This is a genomic window from Rhodococcus pseudokoreensis (assembly GCF_017068395.1).
GTDB lineage: Bacteria > Actinomycetota > Actinomycetes > Mycobacteriales > Mycobacteriaceae > Rhodococcus_F > Rhodococcus_F pseudokoreensis.
The window spans coordinates 13904-33260 of the sequence record NZ_CP070616.1; the positions used below are offsets into that span (position 1 = coordinate 13904).

Sequence of the window (19357 nt, forward strand, 5' to 3'; positions counted from 1 at the left end):
GCTCGTTCCCGGCGCCGCGCGCCGGTGCCAGACTCGCGCAGATGACTGACATCGACACGCTGCCGCCCGACCTTTCCAGGTTCGTCGGCCGTGCCCGTGAACTCCGAGAGATCGCCGTCCTCGTGGTCCCGGGAGGTTCGTCACGTTGCTCGGCCGGGTAGGGTGCGGCAAGACACGTCTCGCAGCGCCCGCGGTGATCGAACGCTGGCGCCGGGCCGGAAGGTAGATCCTGACATGCCACGCGGTTTCGCCGATCTCAAACACGAGGTCTTCGCGCGCCACTCCAACCCATGGAGTGCCTGGACTCGCTGGCTGAGCACCCCTCTTGTGCTCGTTCCTCTGTGGACACGGCGGTGGAGCCATGCCGCGATCGTCGGTGCCTGGATGGCCGCCAACCCCGTGATCTTCCCGAAACCGGCGGACGAGCAGGCTTGGTCCACCCGGGCGGTGCTCGGCGAAGAACTCTGGATCACCGAGCGGCCACGCGACACCGCGATGGCGGTAAACGCGGCGGCCACGCTGGCCGGCATCACCGCACTGATCGCCGCCCGGCGACGCCGCGCCGCACCGGCAGCCGGTGCCACCGCGGTCATGATGGCGCTGCTACTGGTCTACTGGCGGCTGATGGCCGGCTACTACAGCCGACACCGGGGCGCCAACACCGGCTGAGCCCCGAATACGAGTCGGCTTCCGGTCGTCGTATCCGACGTGGACGATCCGGACGAGGGCAGGCTACTGATGTAGACCCGATAGCCGCCGCGGCGCCGACGAGTCCGAACGCAACCGACTCGGGTGCGACCGGATCTCACCACCGAACGCGCTGTCGCCGCCACCTGGGTGCTCACAGGCCATGCGGTCCACCGCACGCTCGTGCGCGAGCCCGGCTGGACGCGCCCAAGTACGCCAACCGGATCCAGGCGCACGACCATGGCCGAGCTCCTCAGGGATCGGCAACCGACACCATCGGCGAGCCCTAGTCGCAGACCTGCGGTGCGGCGAGAAACAATTTGCCACAGACGAAGGCGCGGGAGAGCTTCCACTCGTTGTTGTAGCGCACGAAGGGTGTCGGCAGTGTGTCCGCCGGTGGTGTTGTAGAAGTCCTCGGCTCAAACAGTGACGAATTGGTAGGCATTGCCATCGCTCACGATACGACCGACACTGTTCCCTGCGAAGTGCGTGCCGAACACGAGAACATCACTGTCTGCAACGGAGGCGAGGAACTCCTGACGCCGAGCGGAGGACACCTCACGATCCCAGTCACTTCGCGAACTCCAGGTAGGATGGGCGACCTGGATCGGATGATGCACGAAATCGCCGGTGATAAAACCGATCTCGCCCTTCGATTCGATGGTGAGACTGTGATGGTACTTGGTATGACCCGGCGTGGAGGTATACCGCACACCCTCGCAAATGGTGTGGTTGACCGGAACCAGATCGACGAGTCCCGCATCGACACAAGGTTGAATCGACTGCGCGAACACGAGACGCGTCTGCCGGTGGATGTCGGGATCCGCTCCGTTGTACGTGACGGCATGCCCGAGGTCGTCGGAGACGTCACCACCCTCGGTGAGTCCCTTGTGGTACTCGAACTCGTCCTGAACGAAGGTGTACCGGGCGTTCGGGAAGGTCGGCACCCATCGGCCACCCTCGAGCACGGTGTTCCATCCCACGTGATCGAGGTGCAGATGTGTGATGGCGACGTAGTCGATCTGTTCGGGCTTGTAGCCGGCATCCGCCAGTCGATCCAGATAGGGGGAGTCCAGGCCACCCCAGGACGGGATCAGCGGTAGATCCTTGTGATTGCCGCACGCGGTGTCGACGAGAACGACAGACGACCCGGTGTCGACGACGAACGAGTGAACGCTCCAGAGTGTCTGCCCCTGTTCGGTGGCGTAGTCGGGGTACAGCCACGGAACGGCCTTGACCGCATCCGGCGTTGCCTCTGCGATCAGTCCGTCGAGCTCACCGACCTCAACCGCGATTTCGTTTATCTGGGTGATTTTCACATCACCGATCTGCCACCTCTGAGTCATGAGGTTTCCTTCTTTCATTCAGCGTGTGGAGCGCTTGTTCAGACAGCGCGTCCGGCCATTTCGCCTTCGTAGATCGCCTCGTCCACCCGGCGGGGTGCCAAGCAGTCTCCGACGCCGTCACGTCGAACTGCGCTTCGAGTTGGGGAAGCAGGGCCGTATCGGCATCGCGAAGCATGACGGTCACGAGAGACTGCGCCGGCAACCACCAGGCGTCTCTGGGGAGTCGATCACGCCCCAGCCCTCGTCGTAGTTCCATGTCCGCATCGTTCCGATGGTCGGAGACATGAATCGATACTGCATCATCACAACGACCGTGCACATGCCAATTTTCTATTCGGCCACGTCATAGACGGATCCCGTGGATCGATCGCAATCCGGTGCCGAGACACGTTCCGGATCGTCAAAGGCTGCCGATCATTGTGTAACGGCTTCTGTCTGACCAGAACGCGACGGCATCGACAAGGCGAGGGGTCATGAAACCACCGGTGTCACCCCATGGCCATGCCACATGAGCGCGGGCCACCTGATCTTGAACGAGGTCGGCAATGCAGACGACGACCGACTCCTCGTCGTTGTTGACCTGCGCGCCGTATCCGCTCATACCTAAACCGCCGGGCCCGCGACCGAGCACCGTCACGTCGCTCAGAAGCAGCACACAGCCGCTGTCCGGGTCGTACTCGGCGACCCAGTCGACCCGCTCGACCACACCTCCGTACTGACGCACGTTCAGATCCCGGCCGACGCGACCCAGCGCGTTGACCCACGCATCCGGCAGGTCCGACGACACCAGGCGCACGCCTTCCCGCGCAACCCAGGTGGCCGTTAGCACTTGCTCACCGCGAGGGTTCCCGAAGAAGCCAGTCATCGTTCCAGGGTGTCACCGAGACGCGATGTATCGAACGAAATCGAGTGCGCCTGGTCGCGACTATGGCGTCGCCTCGATGCCCTGACCTGTCGGGACACCGGTCAGCGATCCCTCAGCGGCGACTCATAGCCGGACTCAGCAATGCGCGAACCCAGCAGAAGTTGGTGGCTTGTGAACCGAATCCGTACGAGTTAGGCATGTCGTATGGCTGAGAATCCCGGAACCCGATCGGGTTTGAAGGTCGGCGACAAAGTCACGGTTCATGCGGAGGCGACGTCGGTGTTCACGATTGTGAGCATCGATGGCGACGACGCGCTGATCGAGTCGATTGCCAGTACGCCGGGGACGTACCCGTTCCACTGCAAGCTTGAGCGCCTCGTTGCGGTCGAGTCCTGAAACAGTCAAGAATGCGCCTGACCGGCGCAGATGACACGTCCCCCTCGTGGGTATGGTTCTCAGCGGTGCAGGGTTTGTCGCCGGCGATCGGGACGCACGGCATCTACGGCATTTCATGATGATTGAGTTGTGACGGCCGGGGCCGGCCTGCGTGGGTCACCGCGCCCTCACGGGGTGTGCCATGCTGGGGGGCACAGTATCGAAGTCGGGGGACAACATGACTGTTCATGCGTTGGTGCGATCGGCAGGCAGGCGCGGGTGGACGTTGCGGTGCGATCTGTGCGAGCACACCTTCACCACGGCCGTCGCCGGCCGGCCCGAGGCGGTGGCTTTCGCTCGAACCCATGGGTGGATCGTCGGTGAGCGCACGTTGTGCCCGATGTGCGCGGTCACCGACACCGCCCGCCGCACAGCCTGACCCGCCGATCCACAGCACCGCCCCGGGACCGCGGGGCGGGTGCCCGGCTGTGAGGATGTACCGAAAGAATTTGTCGCGTGTTGAAGGGAAACAGGTGTGATGGGGGAGCGGGCCGTAGCGAGCAAGGTGCATGTGATGGTGTCGTATTGGTGGTGCCGCGGCGACGGTCTCGCCAACCATCAACTCGGCCAGATCCTCACCCGCGCAGCAGGTGTGGGCGAGGTCGACATCACCGATCCGCAGTCCATGCTCACCGGCACAGCCGGCAAGACCGACCCCACGCTCCTGGGGAAACAAGCGGCCAACCCGGTCGGGAATGCGATCACCACCCAGGCGCGGACCCTCGACCTGAAAGGACTCGCCGGATCGGTGTCGACGATGGCGCGCTCGCAGGGGGCCGAGGACCTCGCCGCGGTCGTCGGGGAGGGCCTGAACGCGGCCAGCTTCCTCGCCTCCGGCGCACACCAGAGCTACCAGAACCTGGTCGTCGACAACGCCGGCCGCAACGCCATCCAATGGGTCTCGGATTGGCTGAACCTGCAGATCACCCGCGCCGCCTGACGATCCCGACCGTCTCACTCACCTCCCGAACAGGAGCACCGAACATTGGCCCCTCACGCCCACCGCCGCACCTCCTGCTGGGTGACTTGCCCGCATTGCGACAAACGCACCTACTTCACCCGCAGGGATGCCCGCGCCGCTCGCACCCACCACGAAAAACGCCGCGGCCTGTCGATCTACCCCTGCCCACACCAAGACCAGGACAGTGACGGCTTCCACGTCGGGCTCCGGCCAATCGGGTTGGGCCGCGGGAACATCGATCGCTGCACCCTCGCCGAGAACCAGCGAGGAACACTCGCCGACACCCGGTTCACAGTGCGGGGTGGGTGGTGACCCTGATGAACACCACGGGATCATCGACCACCCCGATCCCACTCGCCCCCGGTGACCGGATCCGCTTCGGTATCGAACCGCGCCGCCCCTACACGGTCCGCGCACTCTCGAAGAACTTCGTCGTCTGCACCCGCCACCGCGACTTCGCAACCCAAGGTGAGTTCGTCTACACGGTCATCGACTGGCGCAGCGGAATCCGCGGCCCGGTCACCGTGATCGGACACAGCATGGACGTGAGCACCGATCAGCAGTGCCGCGACCTCCTCGACGATCTCGAAGTCGGTCGGTGGGAAATCAGCCACCGCAACCGTGTCCAGCTCGACATCCTCGACCGGGGTGAAGCATGAAAGACCCCACGCCCCGAGATGTCTTCTCGCGGAACTGATGCTGCTCATCGCAGCCGCGGTGGTCCTGTTGTGGCTGGAGGCCAGCCGGTCCTCGTTCGACCAGCCGCCACTACCGATTCCATCCACATAGGGTGCGGATCGCCGCCCCTGCCGGTCGGTCTCAATGCCGCTCCGAGACCAAAGAACACCACAGCGCCCGGCGCGGCGATGTTAGATCTCACGACCGCCGAACTCATCACGATCAGCCCAGGAAACGAGGCGTGTGGCATGCCGCGGGTCGCCGCCGATGAATCACTTTCCTCTCATCCAGTCCTGCAGACAGAGCACCTTCGCGGCACCCTGGCACAGATGGAACGCCAGATGATCCGCGAACGCACCATGGCCGGTCTCCACTCCGCCCGGCGGGAGTGCCGCAGTCGGCGGTCGCCACCCGTAATAGCGGCGGGCCGCATCGAAACCGCACGAATACTGCGCGAACAGGGCAGGTTAGACGACGCGATCACCGACCCTCTCCGAGCGGGGGGATCTTCCGTTCGGTGTGCCCTTGCCGACATCAGTCGGGTGTAGTGCCTGACAAAATCTACTTCTCTTGCCGAAAGGGCTGGCAGATCGCACCGCCGCAGATATGCGATAGTCGATCCACCGAACCTTCCGGCGCAAGAGAGGTTGCACTCGATACCACAGAACCACCCACCACACCGCGAACCCCAACGAAATGACGATCTTCAGCGCTGCCCCCAACAACGTGAGGGCATCCTCGGCGTCAACAAGCAGCCCAGGCGCATTCCACAAGCCATGCATGACGATCAACCACCACAACCGTCGGAACCTGTAGTAGATCCACACCGCAGCCGAACCCCATACCAAGGCCCACACGAACCCGCCGGCGCCGTAGTACAAATGGAGTAGTCCGCGCATCGTGCCCGCCAGAATGATGATCGCAGGCAGTGGGAGACGCCCGATCAGAAGCACGACCGGCAATGCCGCGATCAGGCTCTTCTTCGAAGCCCGCCAACACGATGGTGAGATTCTGCAACCAACCACCCGACTCGATCACCGGCGGAGGCAGTGGCTCCATCCGCAGACCCACGCCTACGCAAGTTAAAGCAAGGGCGACCGCGGCGATCTGGCCAGCACTCCACGCACAGATCATCTCCACGGCCTGAACCACCACCAGGCGTCCGCCACCACCGGCGTTGCACCGGCAACAGCAACAGCACCAAACCGAGCGCAACGAACCCGAGCACCGAGCGGAAGAACTGCACCTCGAAACGGGACACGATCGAACCCCAGTCGCGCACTCGCGGTGCGGTCGACGGCGCTAGGAACTCACCCCAAGTCGAGACAACCGCGGGCCCATATGCGACAGCCCAGATGGCCAGCAAAGCAACAATGAGCAGCGGACCAGCGACCATCGACCAGCGGACCGGGCCGACCGATCCCTTCTGCCTCGACAGACCTGGGAAGGACCGCAACGCGGAACTCAACGACCGGCCTGCGGAAGTGATGCGCGGCGAATCTGCCGACGAAATCTCAACCGGTGAGTCGGGTGAAGCAGATCGTTCCCTCCCTGCGCCTGTGTTTCGATCATGTCCAGGCAGCTTGCAGCGCGGACGATGCCACCGTGGTCACACATGAAGTCATCTGCGCGGAATTCACAGAGCCACGACAGCGGAATGAAGGCAAGTGCTCCCAGAAGCAGTAAGAGCAGGCCGATCACGAAGCCCACGTACACAATCGGCAACTCCCAAAACAGATCCACGAGCGCGGCTGCGACGAGTAACCCGCCCGCACCGACGACCGGCCACCACCGCGCGCGCAGCAGGGTTGCCTCGGCACGGTGACCCAACTCGTGCAGAATCAGCCCCTCAAACCAGTACCCGACGAACCAGTCGACACCGAAATCGCTTCGTCCGCGAACCTCGGGATTGAGGACCAGGTCGTCGGTCTTGTAGTGATACGCCGCAAGCCCTAGTGCCCTCTGCCGATCAAAAACCACATTCGGAATGGTCGATTGACCAACCCGGAGCGCGAGGTCACGAACCGTCACGCGTATCGCCTCTTCAGCCGCGGCGAGCGTCGGATCACCAGAGGCATCCACGGCAGACATGTCGGACGGATCGCCCATCCCTATCGACTCCCGCCACGGCCGCCCGACCACTTGCCGGCTGCGCCCGTCCGGCAGCAGATCCACAGACCACACAGCATGATGAACCTCCCTGAAAGTCCGAAGCTCGCGTGTCGAGACTCCGTTCATCCGGCCTCACAGGTCCTCCCACCTGTGTCGCCGATGACAGTCTGCCGTGCGACCCCGACACGCGGTGCGCCATACCACCGCGGGCGAGTCCGCGAATGTCCTGTGCCAACGGCGTCCATGGTCGGTTTCAACGCGTGCCGGACTGGTGGGTGTAGTGGTCGGCTCGGTCGGTACGATCCGCATCGTGTTCGTCGGGGAACGGGCACGGAGAGTTAACTGGGAGGGGATCGTCGATGCCAACGTTCGCGGGCTACGTAAGGAGCACAGATCTGAAACGACGCACCGCACTGGCCTTCGCGGCGTCCGTGAGCGCGACACTTCTCACTGCCGCACCCGCCGCCCTGCCCGGCGACACGCACCCGGCGGGTACGTTGCTCGATGAGCAGCATGTCACCGCAGCGGTGCTCCCGGCCGGCGCCGCGGACACCAGCACTGTCATCCGCTATTCCACCTTGCGAACCGCCACCGAAGCCGGAGAGTCCACCGGGTCGATATTCCTGCCGCAGGGCGCACCACCCGCCGGTGGATGGCCCGTCGTGTCCTACGCGCACGGCAACGTCGGCATCGACGACGAATGTGCACCGTCGGTCACCGGATCCGATGACGTCGAACGGGAATTCATCCACCGGTGGCTCTCCGCCGGCTACGCCGTTGCGGCCACCGACTACGCCGGGATCGGCACCGACGGAGTCAACGCGTACACCGACGGACCCGCGGCCGGCGCCAACACCGTCGACATCGTCCGCGCCGCCCACCAGCTCTACGGTGACCAACTCAGCGACCGGTGGATCGCCGCGGGCCTGTCCCAAGGTGGTCACGCCACCTACTTCGCCCACCAGGCCACCACCCGCACACCCGAACTCGACTTCCGCGGCGCGATCGCCGTCGCCGCCCCCACCCACCTCGACCAGCTCTTCCCGCTGGCCGGACCAAACTTCCCCGCCGTGCCGGTCGCTGGGATCGCACACTACGTCCTCTACACCCTCGCCGGACTCGACGACACTCGTCCGGAACTCGGAATCCGCCAGTATCTGACCCCCACTGGCATCGAGTTGATGGAGAAGGCGAAGGCAACCTGCAACAACGACCTGAACGACTATTTGAGCGCTCACCCGGTGATCGTCGCGGAACTGTTCACCACCCCACTCGACACCCCCGGCCCCCGTGAGGCGCTCGATGAGATGCAGCACGTCCCCACCGATGGGTTCGACCGACCGATCCGGGTCGTGCACAGCCTCGCAGACACCAAGGTTCCGATCCCGCTGACCTGGGCACAACTCACCGAAATGCGTTCCAGTGCCCTGGACGTCGAGTATCAGCAACTGTCAGAGGTGGACCATGCTCACAGCCTCACCGCGTCGATGCCCGAATCCCTGGACTTCGCCGCCCGGGTCCTGCGCTGAGCGCACCCTCGGCCGCCCGAGGTCATGAGTCGGCCCCGGATGGCGTGCCGACACCCGTCGATCCGTGAGCAGTGGCGACTATGAGGGTGGACCTGGTGGCAGGGGGAGGGCAGCCGCCGATTTCATCACCGTGACGGAAGTGCGGAGCAGGTCGGGGTCTGTCTACTTCGATGCCGAGGGCGGGTGCCGCGGAAAGTGGGCATCGCCATCCCACGTACGAAGACACGGTCTGCTAGCGTAGCGCTGCTAGCTATCAGCGCTACGCTAGCAATCGTAAACTTCTTGGCTTGATCGTCGGCGAGACCACCCGAGGCCTGGGTTGCGGTCCACCCACTCGGCCGAGCCCCTTCGGGGGTGGGGCGGTGAACCGGGGGTTCCGACACTCGGAGATCGTCACCGGCGGCGCGGGGCGTTCCGTTCGTCGGACCGGGCTCCGAACCCATCATCGACGGGCCCCGGACCCGAACGCGGTGGTGGGGAAGGGGCTGGGACCGAGCGTGAGGGTGACTGAGGTGGGGTGGAGTCCGACCTGTGGCCAGCCGGTGGTGAGGGGCAGTGATCCGGTGGTCGGGTAGGTGCCGATCCAGTACTGCGGCGTGGTTCGATACGGCCCGGATCCCTCCTGTCCGGAATCGGGTGTCAGGTGGAACGGGTCGGCGTACCCGTCGAGGTCGTCGGCGCCGACGCGCACGGCCAGATAGGACCACTGCGCCGACCAATCACCGGGGTCGGTCAGGGCCCGGGTTTCGTAGCGCGCGAAGTCGGCGCGGTCACCGGTGACGCACAGCGTGAACCGCAGCAGCAACCCGGACGAGAACGCGGTCGCCGCGGACAGCTCGAGGGCGAGGTCCTTCTCCGCCGCGATCGGCATGCCCGCGTGCACGACGATCCCTCCGGTGGTGGGCGGCGCGAGGGCCGACCAACGATGGCGGCGCATGCTTCATCGTCGCACCACCCGGCCCCGCAATGCCTGTGAATCTCCTGAGAGTCCCACTCCAGAAGGTGATTTGAGGACATAACCTACAGGCCGGTAACGCCGATCAGGGGTGCACATCCACCGGAAAAGTCCGCCAGGGGAGTGTATCTATCCGCTCCAGGTAGCGGGCGGAACATGCCGGCCGGATCAGAGGGCGGCAATGACCAGGCCGGCGACGCCGGCGACCGCGACGAGCGCGAAAAGAGCCAGCGGGAAGAATCCGAGGACAGTGCACACCAGGGTCGTCAGCACGGCCAGGCCGATGATCACGGCGATACCCGCTTCCCAGGACTCGAGCAGCGCCATGTCGGCCGGCGCGGGCTCGTCGCGACCGGCGGCGCGGGTGGGCTGTGTGGTGTGTAGATGCGGGCCGGGGACGGCGGTCACGGGTGCTGCGGATCCTTTCTGGGCGTTGCAGGTTCGTGCGGGTTGGTGTCACCGCGTGCAGAGAATTTAGCACTCTCCACGATGGAGTGCTAATGCATTGTTCTGTCGGCATGACTCGGTGAACACCGCGGTCGACTGCACACGATTAGGAGTGTTGACCGGAGTGCGGAGCTGTCTCCCTGCTCGGGAACGGGTCGGACCGCGAATGACGGGTCGACCCCGAATGGTGAGGACGGTTCACCCTGTTGGTGGAGCGGCCAGCCCCGCATGGAGATCGCTCGAGCGGCGAGCAGCACTGTCGGGGTTGCTCGTGCCGGCTAGCAATTCCGCTGTCGGGTTCGGCGATTCCGGCGCAGCCGGGTCCCCAGGTTGGGGCGTCGAGGACGGTCCGGAGACTGGGGGAGCGGACGAAGTGATCGGTCCGCAACCGGGAACCGGGGTGCCCGAGATCGGTGAGCGCCCTCTCGGCATCGGTGAGGCGAAGCGGCGTCAGGTCGATGCGGATCCGCAGGAAGTACAGCACCGCACCACCGGATCGCGGGATCGTCATGGGGTCGGACACCACGACCGTCGGCGGGTACACCCACCCGTCGTCGACGGAGACGAAGACGACCACGTCGCCGCGCCGGACAGCGCTGGTGCGGTCGAGGCGCAACGATTCGAGCCCGTACCTGACCGCCGGCCCTGCCGTGGCCGGTCGCCGCGACCGGTGCTCGTCGAGCACATGCTGTTCGGTGGGACTGGGCTCGTAGTCGACGGCATGCTTGACGAACATCCGGGTGACCGGGACCGGCAGAAACCCGGCCTCCGGGTCGCGGATTCGACCGGTCACCCCGGGGATCGGCACCGCCCGGCCGATCTCCCACTCCCGAGCGGCATTATCGATGAAAACCGCATCGACTTCGGTGATCTCGTCGATGCGGTCGATGAACGTCCGCACCGAATCAATCACCTCGGGGTCATCGGTGATGATGACGGCATCGTCGGCGAAGGCCGAGTTCTCGGAGGCATTCGCCGACCCGACCACCGCTCGCCGACTGGTGACGATGACCTTCGCATGCAGGGTCGGCGACGACAGCACCCGAACACCCTTGTTGAGGTAGTAGGCGAGGGCCGCGGGGGAGGTGGCATGCGCCCGGATCGCGCCCTTGGACGCGTTGACGACCAACAAGTCACCGGCGCGCAGGGGAAGCAGCTCTGGTGCGTCCTGGCCGAGGTAGGCGATCGCCGCGCGGCGGGCGCCGCGGGTGCCGATGGCGCGGGTGATGTGTGGCCATGGGCTCGGTCCGTGGAAAGTGGTCCCCATACCAACTGACGGTAGCGGCCCATACGTGAGTGGGTGCACTGTTGGTCGCCATGCTTTGGCGGAGCCTGATGCCGGGCACGATCTTTCGGTATAGTTTCGGGCATCCGGCGGAGACGCCGGCGACACGCACGCCGAACGTTGTTGATGGTTTGGTCGCCAGATGACGCACGTTCGCCGTGGCACCCACCAGGTGTGGGTCCGAGCGTGGCAGATGGTTACTAAGGCCCGTCTGCCACGCTTCGTCGTATCCACGGGGCGAAATCCGAGGCGGGGAGGCGACGGGTGGCATACAGCATCAGCCCGGACACCAGGGACACTCGCCTGGACCCCGAGGCCGGCATCAGCACCACCCCGGCCGCCAAGCCCGCCGGCTACCGCACGGCAGCAAACTATGACGACCGTGCCGCCGACCGCGACGGGGCCCGGGAACTGGACCGGATGGTCGAGGAGGCCCAATTCACCCGTGCCCGCAAAGACCTCGAGCGAGCCTTCCCCCGGACCACGGTGCCGGAGGTGTCCGAGCGGAAACGCCGGGAGCTGCCGATCCCGGATTCGATTCGCCAGCCACCGAGTTCGCGGCAGCGCAAGGCCCGGTCGGTGAACAAGAACCGGGCGCAAACCCAGCTTCCGAAGGTCGGGTACACCGCGGTGCAGAACCTGATCACCGACCCCGACCGGTGGGACGAGGTCAGCGGCGCGCTCTCACGCGCGCGGGGCGACGCCCAGCAGTTGGAGGAGAAGATGCGCTCCCAGGTCCAGCGTGTCGATCGCGCGATTCAGACCGCGGAACGGTTCAACGACCGCGGCCACATCCTCTACGCCGCCGTCCGACTCCCACACACGGCACCACAGGAGGCGGCGAACCTGCCGTCGACCCTGCAACCCGGCTCCCGCCTCGAGTTCGACCGGTACACCGGGGCGGCGCATGCCCTTCACGAACTCGATCAGACACTGACCGAACGGGACGTTGTGTTCGAGATCGACACCGGCCGGGGCATGTATCTGGGACGCTCGGACACGGTCGACGACACCGCGCACCTGCTACCGCGCGGGATGCGGTTCGAGGTGATCTCCTCCGGCCCTGGGCGTTACCGCCGACCGGATGGATCGATCGGCGAGCAGATGATCGTGCAACTGAAAGACATCACCGACGAGAAGGGGTTGTGATGGGATTGTTCACCGACGGCAAGGGCCGCCCCGAGCTGGTTATGCACCCGGACATCAAGCTGGGACGCGCACATTACCGGCCTGTCGACGACGAGCCCGAGCCGGAGGAGACGCCGAAGCAGCGCGCGCGCCGCGAGCTGAAGATGCGGCTGAGCGCCGAGAAACGGGCACGGGAGAAGAAAGAAAAGCCCGGAGACACCAACCCCCAGTAGGGGTGACGCCTCCGGCTCATCCTGTGCAACCGCAGTAACCGAGACACTACCTCAGGTAGTGCAGCAGTGACGGGAGCCGGGACCTCATGGATTGGCAGTAGCGCGCGACGTCACCGACGTCGTTCGCGGTGATGCAGCCGTCAGGTCATCTGCCGAATGCGAGGCAAGGTGTCGGCAATCTGCTCGAAGAGGGTGGGCCAGCCGCGCCGCAGCCAGGTCAGCCGGCCGCGGTCAAGGTGCCCGCCGTCAATCAGGTGCGAGAGCCGGTGCTGGTGTTCGGGCACACCGAGTTCGCGGAGTCTGGTGTAGACGGGATTGACCGGTAATCGGTGTCGGGCGATGTGCGCCCAGACGTCGGTGGTGGCCCAGTTCCAGATCGGCCCATACGCGGTGGTGCCGTCCGCGCGGACGATGACCCCGTCACGGAGACCCTTGCGGGTGTAGAGCAGGCGGCGGGCGGCCGATTCGTCGGCCCGCACACCCCACAACTCACCCGGCCCGAGGAGCCGGTGCGCGCGGCGGGCGGGCTCGGCGATCAACACCTCGTGCAAATCCATCGCGGCTGCTGTGACGTCGGCGGTCGCGTGGTGGTCCCACAACCCGGAGTCGGCGAGGACATCGAGCAGCGGCGGATCAGTACGGATCCGGTGCAGATCCAGCCCCCAAGTGTGGGCGAGTTCGGTGAGGTAGTCGTAGGTTTCGGGGTAATCGAGACCGGAATCGAAGAACACCACCGGCACATCCGGATCAACCCGGCGGGCCAGGTCGAGAACGACTAACGAGTCTTTGCCGCCGGAGAACGCGACGTACCCGTCATGCGCGGTCAGGTGCGCCTCGATCCGCGTGAGGATGGTGTCGACGGCGGCCGGGCCGGCCTTCGTCGACGGTGCCCGCAATCCACGGAGCACGGTCAGGTCCAGGCCGGGGCCGGCTGCATCCACCACACTTGGCAGGTTACGGTGCCGCCATGACCCTCGCCGCCGACACCGATGTCGTCTGGGCCGCCTACACCGCCGCCTCCGGGTCCGTCGACGCGGCAACACCCGACGACCGAACGACGGGGTGCGCGCGCTGCGGCCACACCACACCGGTGATGACCCCGGTCGGGCAGGTGATCTCCCGGCGGTTCACCGGCTTCGAATCCTGGACGAACCTGGCCGCCCGGAAACTGTGTCAGGTGTGCGCGTGGGCATACCGAGACCGGACGTTGCGCTCCGACGCGCGTATCGTCACCCGTGATCCCGCCACACTGAGAACGGCGACCCCCACACTGCTACACCAGGTGCTCTCCACCACCCTCGGCGCGGACACCGCGGTGATCGTGCCGCTGCGGCCCGGCCGCAAACACCTGATACCCGATGCCCGTTGGGGCGCCGTCACGGTCGACGACAGCCGGCTGAATTGGGCGGCAGAAGATGCCCGCCGCCTCGAGGTGATGTGCCGGCTCCGCGACCGCGGCTTCACCGAAACCATGCTCCGCGACAACGCCCCCACCTACTCCGTGGTGCACCGCCTCCCGGCCGACCGCTGGCCACAGGTCTTCGACGACTGGAACCTGTTGGCGCCGTGGCGGCACGCGGACCCGTGGTGGGAGGTCGGCCTCCGCGCCACCCGACACCAGCACACTCCGGCACCATGACCTCACCAAACCATCAGCCGATGAATGTCGTCGGACCGCTCAGGTTGTTGAGCCGATGAGCTCTCGACTCGAGAAAACTCCGATTCTTCTCTAGCATTGCGGTGATGACTATGTCGGGGGAAAACGCACTGTCAGTAACCGACCGCTGGCTGGCCGCGGTTCCACAACTACCCGGGCTGACCGACCCCGCCGCGCAGGCGGCGGAGCGGTTGGTGCTGCTGCTGCACTACGGAATCGACTGGTCCGACCGCAACTGGGTGGCTGCCCGCCGCGGCGACTACTGGGACGCCCTGCTGCCCACTAGGGTGCGGTTGGCCACCTACAACAGCATCAACCTGCACCAGTGGTGGACCGCCTCCGCCGCCCGGCTCGGCTCCGCCCCGCGCACCGACGACCAACGCTCCGAACTGGCCACGCTCCTCACGAGCGAACCGCGGCCCGTGCTGCAGGTGATGCGCGATCAAACCACCGCGCTGACCCTGCGGATCCGGATCGTCGCCGACGCAGTCCGCGGCGCCCGCACCGAGCACGGACTGGCATCGTGACCGTCACGCGGGTGTGGGAGATCGAGATGACCGCGAAATCCCCGATCTCGCATCGCGGGGAGCTGATCGGCACCACCGCGATCGGCCGGCGCATGAAAATCCTTCAACCCGACGGATCCGTCGAGCTGGTCCCGGTCATCTCCGGCAACTCCTTCCGCGGCGTACTGCGCCGGATCGCCGAAGAACTGCTGCGCGACATCCTCGGCTACGAGGGCAAGTTGCCGCTGGCCGTCGCACACACCCTCCGCAACGGCGGCGCGATCGTGAAAACGCAGGCGGAGCCGATCACCGGCCGCCGCCTGCACCAACTCCGTGAGTTGGTACCACTGCTGAGTGTGTTCGGCGGCGCCGTCGGGGCCGCCCCGATCGACGGTTGCCTGCGGGTCGGGCATGTGGTGCCGATCGTCACCGAAGCCGCCCCGATCCTCCGCCGCAGCTATGAGGGCCAGCCGCTGCCGTCGAGGTTCGACATCGAAGCGCTCGAGTCCTACTCGCACCTCGACGACGTCACCGCCGGCCATGCCGGCACCACCGTCGATCCGGATTCCGGATCGGGTGGGTCGGGGTCGCCGGTAATGCGATACGACATCGAAACCCTCGCCCCCGGAACCCGCTTCGAGGCATGGGTGCAACTGGTCCGCGGATCCGACCTCGACCACGCCTTCACCGCCGACGTCCTGGCCGAGTTCACCCGCACCGGCTGGCTGGGTGGGCGCACCGGGATCGGGCACGGCCAGATCGCCACCACCCTCGACCCAACCCCTGATGGTGCGCCGGTGGTCGATTGGCGGGAGATCGTCGCCGCACGACGCGATGAGGCCCTGGAAACCCTGCTCTCGCTCCCTGCATGACCCTGCCGATCGCTGCAGGGATGGTGCCGCTGATCATCCGGGCGAAATTGGCCGCCGGTGTCGCGCACGCGGTGCCGTGGGGCATCAGCCTCGACGGCCTCCTGGCCTCGGAGATCCGGGAGAACACCAAGGCCGCCGCCCGAGCATCCGGAACCGACTACACCCCCTACAGTCTCGACACCGTGCCGGAGGACCTCGACCTGCCACTGGCCCGCTGCCCGGGCGACGGCGGTGACCGGTGGCACTGGGCAGCGACATTCGCCTACCCCGAGGACGAGGACGAGGTCCCGGGCCCGCACGTGCAGTACTGGTCCGCCCGCCCCGACCAACAGGCCCTGGAACAGATGTCGGTCGAGTTGCCGGCGTTGGTGTCCGAACGACAGGGCCGTTACCGCTCCCGCGTCATGCCGCTCCCGCTCACGGCCTGCCGGCACCTGGTGTGGCGCGCCGTCGGCGACGCAGTCGCCATCACCGAGTTGCTTGCACCCCTCGTTTCGATCGGGAAGAAACGCGGCGCCGGAAACGGCCACATCCTGTCTTGGGAGATCACCGAGCAGTCGGTCGGCAAGCCGTGGGAGTTCGCGCACCTGCACCCCGACGGCAGTCTCGGCCGCACCGCACCCGCGACCTGCCTGCATGAGCGCGGCGACCTGCGAACGGGTGGGGAGGGGCGGATGGGGTTGCGTCCGCCGTACATGCACCCATCCCGTCGCGCACAGGTGCTTCTACCAGCGACCTGACCTGTATTCGAGGCGATGCGTGTGATCCGCGGGTCGAGCTTGATATTCCGGGATAAGACCCGCCGGGACAATCGAATGTGCGTAGGTCGCCCTGAGGTGAATGAATTCGCGGGCGAGGCGAAGTATTTCACGATGTCAATCGCGGCCAGGCTGAGGCTCACCCGGCAACACCGTCCGTGTCGACCTCGACCCGCAATACAACGCCACGACCTGGCTCGGTGCCACGCCCGAGGCCGTCGACAATGATGTCCTGTCGGTTCTGATGGTGCTGGCGAGCATCGAGGACACCACCACCATCACTGCGTCCGGGATTCACCTCGTTCCTGCCACCAAGGAACTCGATCCCGTCGGGCCCTCCTTTCTCAAGAAGCCCGGTGCGCACGGCGTCCTGCGTAAAGCCATCGTCGGCGCCCCCACCGCGAATTCATCCGCGGGACGAACAGCTGCCACTCTTTATTCACGATTGGCTTCGCAACGGCGCCGGAATTCACCGACGCCGCGGTCATTTTCATTACCGCCACGTCCCCTGACTTGGCCGCGAAGGCCTCGCCGCACACCTCCTAGCCGGCCACCCGATGGGCATCGGATCGGCTAGGTGAACTCACTCAGAAGTAGTCGGCGGGTGTCGCGTAGTGAGCAACGTGACGCTTGACATCGAACGGTTCCCACTCGGGATCGCAGAAGGCCGCCGCATCCAGCCGATAGTGCACGCGACACCGTTGTGCCAGATACTGCTCGCCGACATCTTCAGGCAGCGGACCGTAATAGACCACACTTCTGCCGGAGACCGTTGTAGGCTCGTATGGCGCGACTTGCCCCTTATCCCACACCGCGTTACGGCACCTGCGTCCTTGAACTGTTCGTCCGATGCACTGCCCACCTAGGTAGTACACCGGGAACGAAAACAGGCGCGGCTCCCCGTGGACGGTGATACACACCGGATAGTTCGGGTCCAGATCGGCCAGTGAAGGTATGCGATCCGGGAGAGTCCTTACCGGTGGCGTATCCCGCGTCATCGCGACTATTTGCCGCGGCGGCGTCGGGCCGCGACGTGGGCCGGACTTCTTCTTGCGAGTCTTAGATTTCGGCACTAGGCCAAACTTACACAGCCGGACTAACCGATGCGATCAGGGGTGTGGCCAGCTCGATGGTCGTCTTCGCCGGCACTAATTCCGGCGCAGGCCCCGGCAACTATGGCCGCCCGAGCGGCAACGTAGTAATGCAACCGTGTGCCTATTACGACTTCGCAACCGGTATTAACATGGTTCTGCGGATGACTGCTGTAAAAGAACATTTACGCAGCGTCTCCTGAAAAACCCGTCGTCAGCACACTTTTTGCGTTGCAGGAGCGCCGTCGAGTGCCTGGGCTCGCGGGTTCGTGCAGGTGGGGTTGAGAACGGCGGTGCAGCCCGGTGTCAGGCAGTGTTCGAGGGACGTGCCGCGGTAACAGCACGGCGGCCGTCCGCGAAGTTGATCTTGTGCGGACATTGATACTGATCGGAACAGCTCTCGGACTCGGCGCGGGCCTGGTGTGCACCAGCCTGTTCGCCTGGTGGCTGTCCTACCCGGTGCATTTCTACGTGGGCAGCTACGAACCGCTCGGCAGCGAAGGCGCCACTGGCCACCTGGAATCGGTGGATCCGATCCCGTTCCTGGTGGCCGGCCTGATTGTCAGTGCGGTACTCGGTGCGACCGCCGGTTACACAGCGGCCCATCGTGGATGGCGGCTGACCCGACAGGGCGCCTGACGTGCGCTCGATCCGGCGTGTCGGTGCCCGGGACTGACCGCCCCTCGACGAAGACCTACACCGGATGCCGGGCACCCTCGTGCGCGGTGAGCAGCAGGTGATCGAACTGGGTGCGCAGACCCGCGCCGGTGTCGCACTGACCGAACCCGGCGACGAGCAGTTCCGCGAGGATGCGGAGCCGGGTATTGGTCTCCTGGGAGCGCCAGATGAGGATGTCGAATGCCCGGTCGGCGGAGATGCCGTAGACCAGCATCAGTGCACCCTTGGCCTGCTCGATGATCGCCCGGGACTGCTCAAGTTCGGCGACCGCTTCGTCGACGGACTCCTTCACCTCGTCGCGGTAGGAGGCGGTGAGATCGATGTAGAACCCGGTCGTGCCGATCACGGCCCCGGTGTCGTCGCACAGCCGGTCGCCCACGACGACGACCTGGTGCACCTGGCCGGCGGTGTCGATGATGCGGTGTTTGCTGCTGAACGGTTCGGCGGCGTTGATCATCCGGTCCAGGACCCGCGCGACGTGCGGGTGGTCCTCGGGATGTTTGTGGGAGAGCAGCAGTTCGGTGGTGGGGACGATTTCGCCGGGTTGGTAGCCGTGCATCTGGGCGACGGCATCGGACCATTCCCACCGCTGCCCGTCGAGGAGGAACCGGAAGCTGCCCACCCGCTGCGGTTCCCCACCGAACACCTGATCCGTAGTCACGCCCTATTTTCTAGCGCATCGCGATAACCGACAAGTTGCCATGGTCATGCGGCCGTGCCGCCCGCCGCCCGCGCAACGGCTCGGAGCCGTGGAGAACGTCAACTGTGCTGCGGCAGGGGAGGGTTGGCGTCAATGACGTGAGTGATGTACAACATTGGAGGCAGAAAATGTGAAGCGGATCACATCACTGTGACGGTGGTGCACACCAACCTGGTGCGCCGGGTCCGCGGACACGATGAAAGGTAGGGCGCGCATGAGCACAGCCTCGACGATTCCGGCGTCTTCGATCACCTCGCCGCCGCCGATGCGGCGCAGCGGCGCGATGAGCACCGCGGAGATCAAAGCGAGGATCGAGGCCATGTTCGCCGACGACCGCCGCCCAGCCCGCCAAATGGGTCCACGCTGACGCGTCGAGAGGGAACACGATGAATGTGTTGCTCCTGCTGGGTTTGCTGATCACCGCGTTCGCTGCC

The 19357-nt window shown here is 65.6% G+C and carries 21 protein-coding genes and 3 pseudogenes; 14 read left to right on the forward strand and 10 right to left on the reverse strand.

The features are described from left to right. Positions 1-234: 234 nt before the first annotated feature. A complete protein-coding gene (locus JWS13_RS03845) occupies positions 235-669 on the forward strand; it encodes a DUF6653 family protein (protein WP_005569791.1) in 435 nt (144 codons plus the stop codon). A gap of 437 nt (positions 670-1106) precedes the next feature. On the opposite strand, the gene JWS13_RS03850 is transcribed toward JWS13_RS03845, so the two are convergent. Both JWS13_RS03850 and JWS13_RS03855 read right to left on the reverse strand, forming a co-directional pair. Beyond that, a complete protein-coding gene (locus JWS13_RS03850; RefSeq protein ID WP_206004573.1) occupies positions 1107-2033 on the reverse strand; it encodes an MBL fold metallo-hydrolase in 927 nt (308 codons plus the stop codon). A gap of 400 nt (positions 2034-2433) precedes the next feature. Next, a complete protein-coding gene (locus tag JWS13_RS03855; protein ID WP_206004574.1) occupies positions 2434-2898 on the reverse strand; it encodes a hypothetical protein in 465 nt (154 codons plus the stop codon). Between the two features lie 204 nt (positions 2899-3102). Between JWS13_RS03855 and JWS13_RS03860 the strand changes: the two genes are divergently transcribed. The 4 genes and pseudogenes from JWS13_RS03860 (at position 3103) to JWS13_RS03875 (ending at position 4953) form a co-directional block, all read left to right on the forward strand. Then, on the forward strand, positions 3103-3294 hold the full coding sequence (locus JWS13_RS03860; RefSeq protein WP_206004575.1) for a cupredoxin domain-containing protein: 192 nt from the start codon (positions 3103-3105) through the stop codon (positions 3292-3294). 217 nt (positions 3295-3511) lie between these two features. Beyond that, a complete protein-coding gene (locus JWS13_RS03865; protein ID WP_206004624.1) occupies positions 3512-3712 on the forward strand; it encodes a hypothetical protein in 201 nt (66 codons plus the stop codon). 243 nt (positions 3713-3955) lie between these two features. Further along, positions 3956-4273 (forward strand): annotated as a pseudogene (locus JWS13_RS03870) (cutinase family protein); the annotation flags it as partial. A gap of 338 nt (positions 4274-4611) precedes the next feature. Then, positions 4612-4953 (forward strand): hypothetical protein, encoded by a 342-nt coding sequence (locus JWS13_RS03875; protein ID WP_241032070.1) that lies wholly within the window; start codon positions 4612-4614, stop codon positions 4951-4953. A gap of 486 nt (positions 4954-5439) precedes the next feature. On the opposite strand, the gene JWS13_RS46375 is transcribed toward JWS13_RS03875, so the two are convergent. Next, positions 5440-5997 (reverse strand): CPBP family intramembrane glutamic endopeptidase, encoded by a 558-nt coding sequence (locus tag JWS13_RS46375; RefSeq protein ID WP_420854991.1) that lies wholly within the window; start codon positions 5995-5997, stop codon positions 5440-5442. A gap of 439 nt (positions 5998-6436) precedes the next feature. Beyond that, positions 6437-7147, reverse strand: coding sequence for a hypothetical protein (locus JWS13_RS03885; protein WP_206004578.1), 711 nt, complete (start codon positions 7145-7147; stop codon positions 6437-6439). A gap of 296 nt (positions 7148-7443) precedes the next feature. Here JWS13_RS03885 and JWS13_RS03890 point away from each other — a divergent pair, with 296 nt between their 5' ends. After that, on the forward strand, positions 7444-8613 hold the full coding sequence (locus JWS13_RS03890) for an alpha/beta hydrolase (protein WP_206004579.1): 1170 nt from the start codon (positions 7444-7446) through the stop codon (positions 8611-8613). Positions 8614-9055: 442 nt separating this feature from the next. Here the strand turns inward: JWS13_RS03890 and JWS13_RS03895 are convergent, their stop codons facing one another. From JWS13_RS03895 to JWS13_RS03905, 3 genes and pseudogenes are all read right to left on the reverse strand, one after another. Continuing rightward, complete coding sequence (locus tag JWS13_RS03895) at positions 9056-9550, reverse strand: hypothetical protein (RefSeq protein ID WP_206004580.1); 495 nt, start codon at positions 9548-9550, stop codon at positions 9056-9058. A gap of 186 nt (positions 9551-9736) precedes the next feature. Next, complete coding sequence (locus tag JWS13_RS03900) at positions 9737-9976, reverse strand: hypothetical protein (protein WP_206004581.1); 240 nt, start codon at positions 9974-9976, stop codon at positions 9737-9739. A gap of 379 nt (positions 9977-10355) precedes the next feature. Further along, a pseudogene (locus tag JWS13_RS03905) lies at positions 10356-11282 on the reverse strand (phospholipase D family protein); the annotation flags it as partial. A gap of 282 nt (positions 11283-11564) precedes the next feature. On the opposite strand from JWS13_RS03905, the gene JWS13_RS03910 reads away from it, so the two are divergent. Both JWS13_RS03910 and JWS13_RS03915 read left to right on the forward strand, forming a co-directional pair. Further along, the gene (locus JWS13_RS03910; protein WP_206004582.1) at positions 11565-12449 is read left to right on the forward strand and encodes a hypothetical protein; all 885 of its coding nucleotides are present in this window, start codon (positions 11565-11567) and stop codon (positions 12447-12449) included. Further along, on the forward strand, positions 12449-12661 hold the full coding sequence (locus JWS13_RS03915) for a hypothetical protein (RefSeq protein WP_206004583.1): 213 nt from the start codon (positions 12449-12451) through the stop codon (positions 12659-12661). Before JWS13_RS03910 ends, JWS13_RS03915 begins: the two co-directional genes overlap by 1 nt. A gap of 140 nt (positions 12662-12801) precedes the next feature. Here the strand turns inward: JWS13_RS03915 and JWS13_RS03920 are convergent, their stop codons facing one another. Continuing rightward, positions 12802-13605 (reverse strand): phosphoadenosine phosphosulfate reductase domain-containing protein, encoded by an 804-nt coding sequence (locus JWS13_RS03920; RefSeq protein WP_206004584.1) that lies wholly within the window; start codon positions 13603-13605, stop codon positions 12802-12804. A gap of 23 nt (positions 13606-13628) precedes the next feature. On the opposite strand from JWS13_RS03920, the gene JWS13_RS03925 reads away from it, so the two are divergent. The 6 genes and pseudogenes from JWS13_RS03925 (at position 13629) to JWS13_RS03945 (ending at position 18184) form a co-directional block, all read left to right on the forward strand. Next, positions 13629-14300, forward strand: coding sequence for a hypothetical protein (locus JWS13_RS03925; protein ID WP_206004585.1), 672 nt, complete (start codon positions 13629-13631; stop codon positions 14298-14300). A gap of 110 nt (positions 14301-14410) precedes the next feature. Further along, complete coding sequence (locus tag JWS13_RS03930) at positions 14411-14845, forward strand: hypothetical protein (RefSeq protein ID WP_206004619.1); 435 nt, start codon at positions 14411-14413, stop codon at positions 14843-14845. Continuing rightward, entirely contained in the window at positions 14842-15696 is an 855-nt protein-coding gene (locus tag JWS13_RS03935) for an RAMP superfamily CRISPR-associated protein (RefSeq protein WP_206004586.1), read from the forward strand. Before JWS13_RS03930 ends, JWS13_RS03935 begins: the two co-directional genes overlap by 4 nt. Then, on the forward strand, positions 15693-16436 hold the full coding sequence (locus tag JWS13_RS03940; RefSeq protein WP_206004587.1) for a hypothetical protein: 744 nt from the start codon (positions 15693-15695) through the stop codon (positions 16434-16436). Before JWS13_RS03935 ends, JWS13_RS03940 begins: the two co-directional genes overlap by 4 nt. A 163-nt stretch (positions 16437-16599) precedes the next feature. Beyond that, positions 16600-16851 (forward strand): annotated as a pseudogene (locus JWS13_RS46165) (ParA family protein); the annotation flags it as partial. Between the two features lie 1063 nt (positions 16852-17914). Then, entirely contained in the window at positions 17915-18184 is a 270-nt protein-coding gene (locus JWS13_RS03945; protein ID WP_206004588.1) for a hypothetical protein, read from the forward strand. Positions 18185-18239: 55 nt separating this feature from the next. On the opposite strand, the gene JWS13_RS03950 is transcribed toward JWS13_RS03945, so the two are convergent. Further along, positions 18240-18884: a PAS and ANTAR domain-containing protein gene (locus JWS13_RS03950; protein WP_206004589.1), complete on the reverse strand. Its 645-nt coding sequence runs from the start codon at positions 18882-18884 to the stop codon at positions 18240-18242. Positions 18885-19013: 129 nt separating this feature from the next. After that, entirely contained in the window at positions 19014-19244 is a 231-nt protein-coding gene (locus tag JWS13_RS03955; RefSeq protein WP_206004590.1) for a hypothetical protein, read from the reverse strand. Between the last annotated feature and the right edge of the window lie 113 nt (positions 19245-19357).

Coding starts and splice junctions, on each gene's coding strand:
- JWS13_RS03925 (WP_206004585.1), top strand. CDS start 13,629: ATGACCCTCGCCGCCGACACCGATGTCGTCTGGGCCGCCTACACCGCC.
- JWS13_RS03875 (WP_241032070.1), top strand. CDS start 4,612: ATGAACACCACGGGATCATCGACCACCCCGATCCCACTCGCCCCCGGT.
- JWS13_RS03930 (WP_206004619.1), top strand. CDS start 14,411: ATGTCGGGGGAAAACGCACTGTCAGTAACCGACCGCTGGCTGGCCGCG.
- JWS13_RS03845 (WP_005569791.1), top strand. CDS start 235: ATGCCACGCGGTTTCGCCGATCTCAAACACGAGGTCTTCGCGCGCCAC.
- JWS13_RS03955 (WP_206004590.1), bottom strand. CDS start 19,244: ATGGCCTCGATCCTCGCTTTGATCTCCGCGGTGCTCATCGCGCCGCTG.
- JWS13_RS03890 (WP_206004579.1), top strand. CDS start 7,444: ATGCCAACGTTCGCGGGCTACGTAAGGAGCACAGATCTGAAACGACGC.
- JWS13_RS03915 (WP_206004583.1), top strand. CDS start 12,449: ATGGGATTGTTCACCGACGGCAAGGGCCGCCCCGAGCTGGTTATGCAC.
- JWS13_RS03940 (WP_206004587.1), top strand. CDS start 15,693: ATGACCCTGCCGATCGCTGCAGGGATGGTGCCGCTGATCATCCGGGCG.
- JWS13_RS03850 (WP_206004573.1), bottom strand. CDS start 2,033: ATGACTCAGAGGTGGCAGATCGGTGATGTGAAAATCACCCAGATAAAC.
- JWS13_RS03865 (WP_206004624.1), top strand. CDS start 3,512: ATGACTGTTCATGCGTTGGTGCGATCGGCAGGCAGGCGCGGGTGGACG.
- JWS13_RS03855 (WP_206004574.1), bottom strand. CDS start 2,898: ATGACTGGCTTCTTCGGGAACCCTCGCGGTGAGCAAGTGCTAACGGCC.
- JWS13_RS03860 (WP_206004575.1), top strand. CDS start 3,103: ATGGCTGAGAATCCCGGAACCCGATCGGGTTTGAAGGTCGGCGACAAA.
- JWS13_RS03895 (WP_206004580.1), bottom strand. CDS start 9,550: ATGCGCCGCCATCGTTGGTCGGCCCTCGCGCCGCCCACCACCGGAGGG.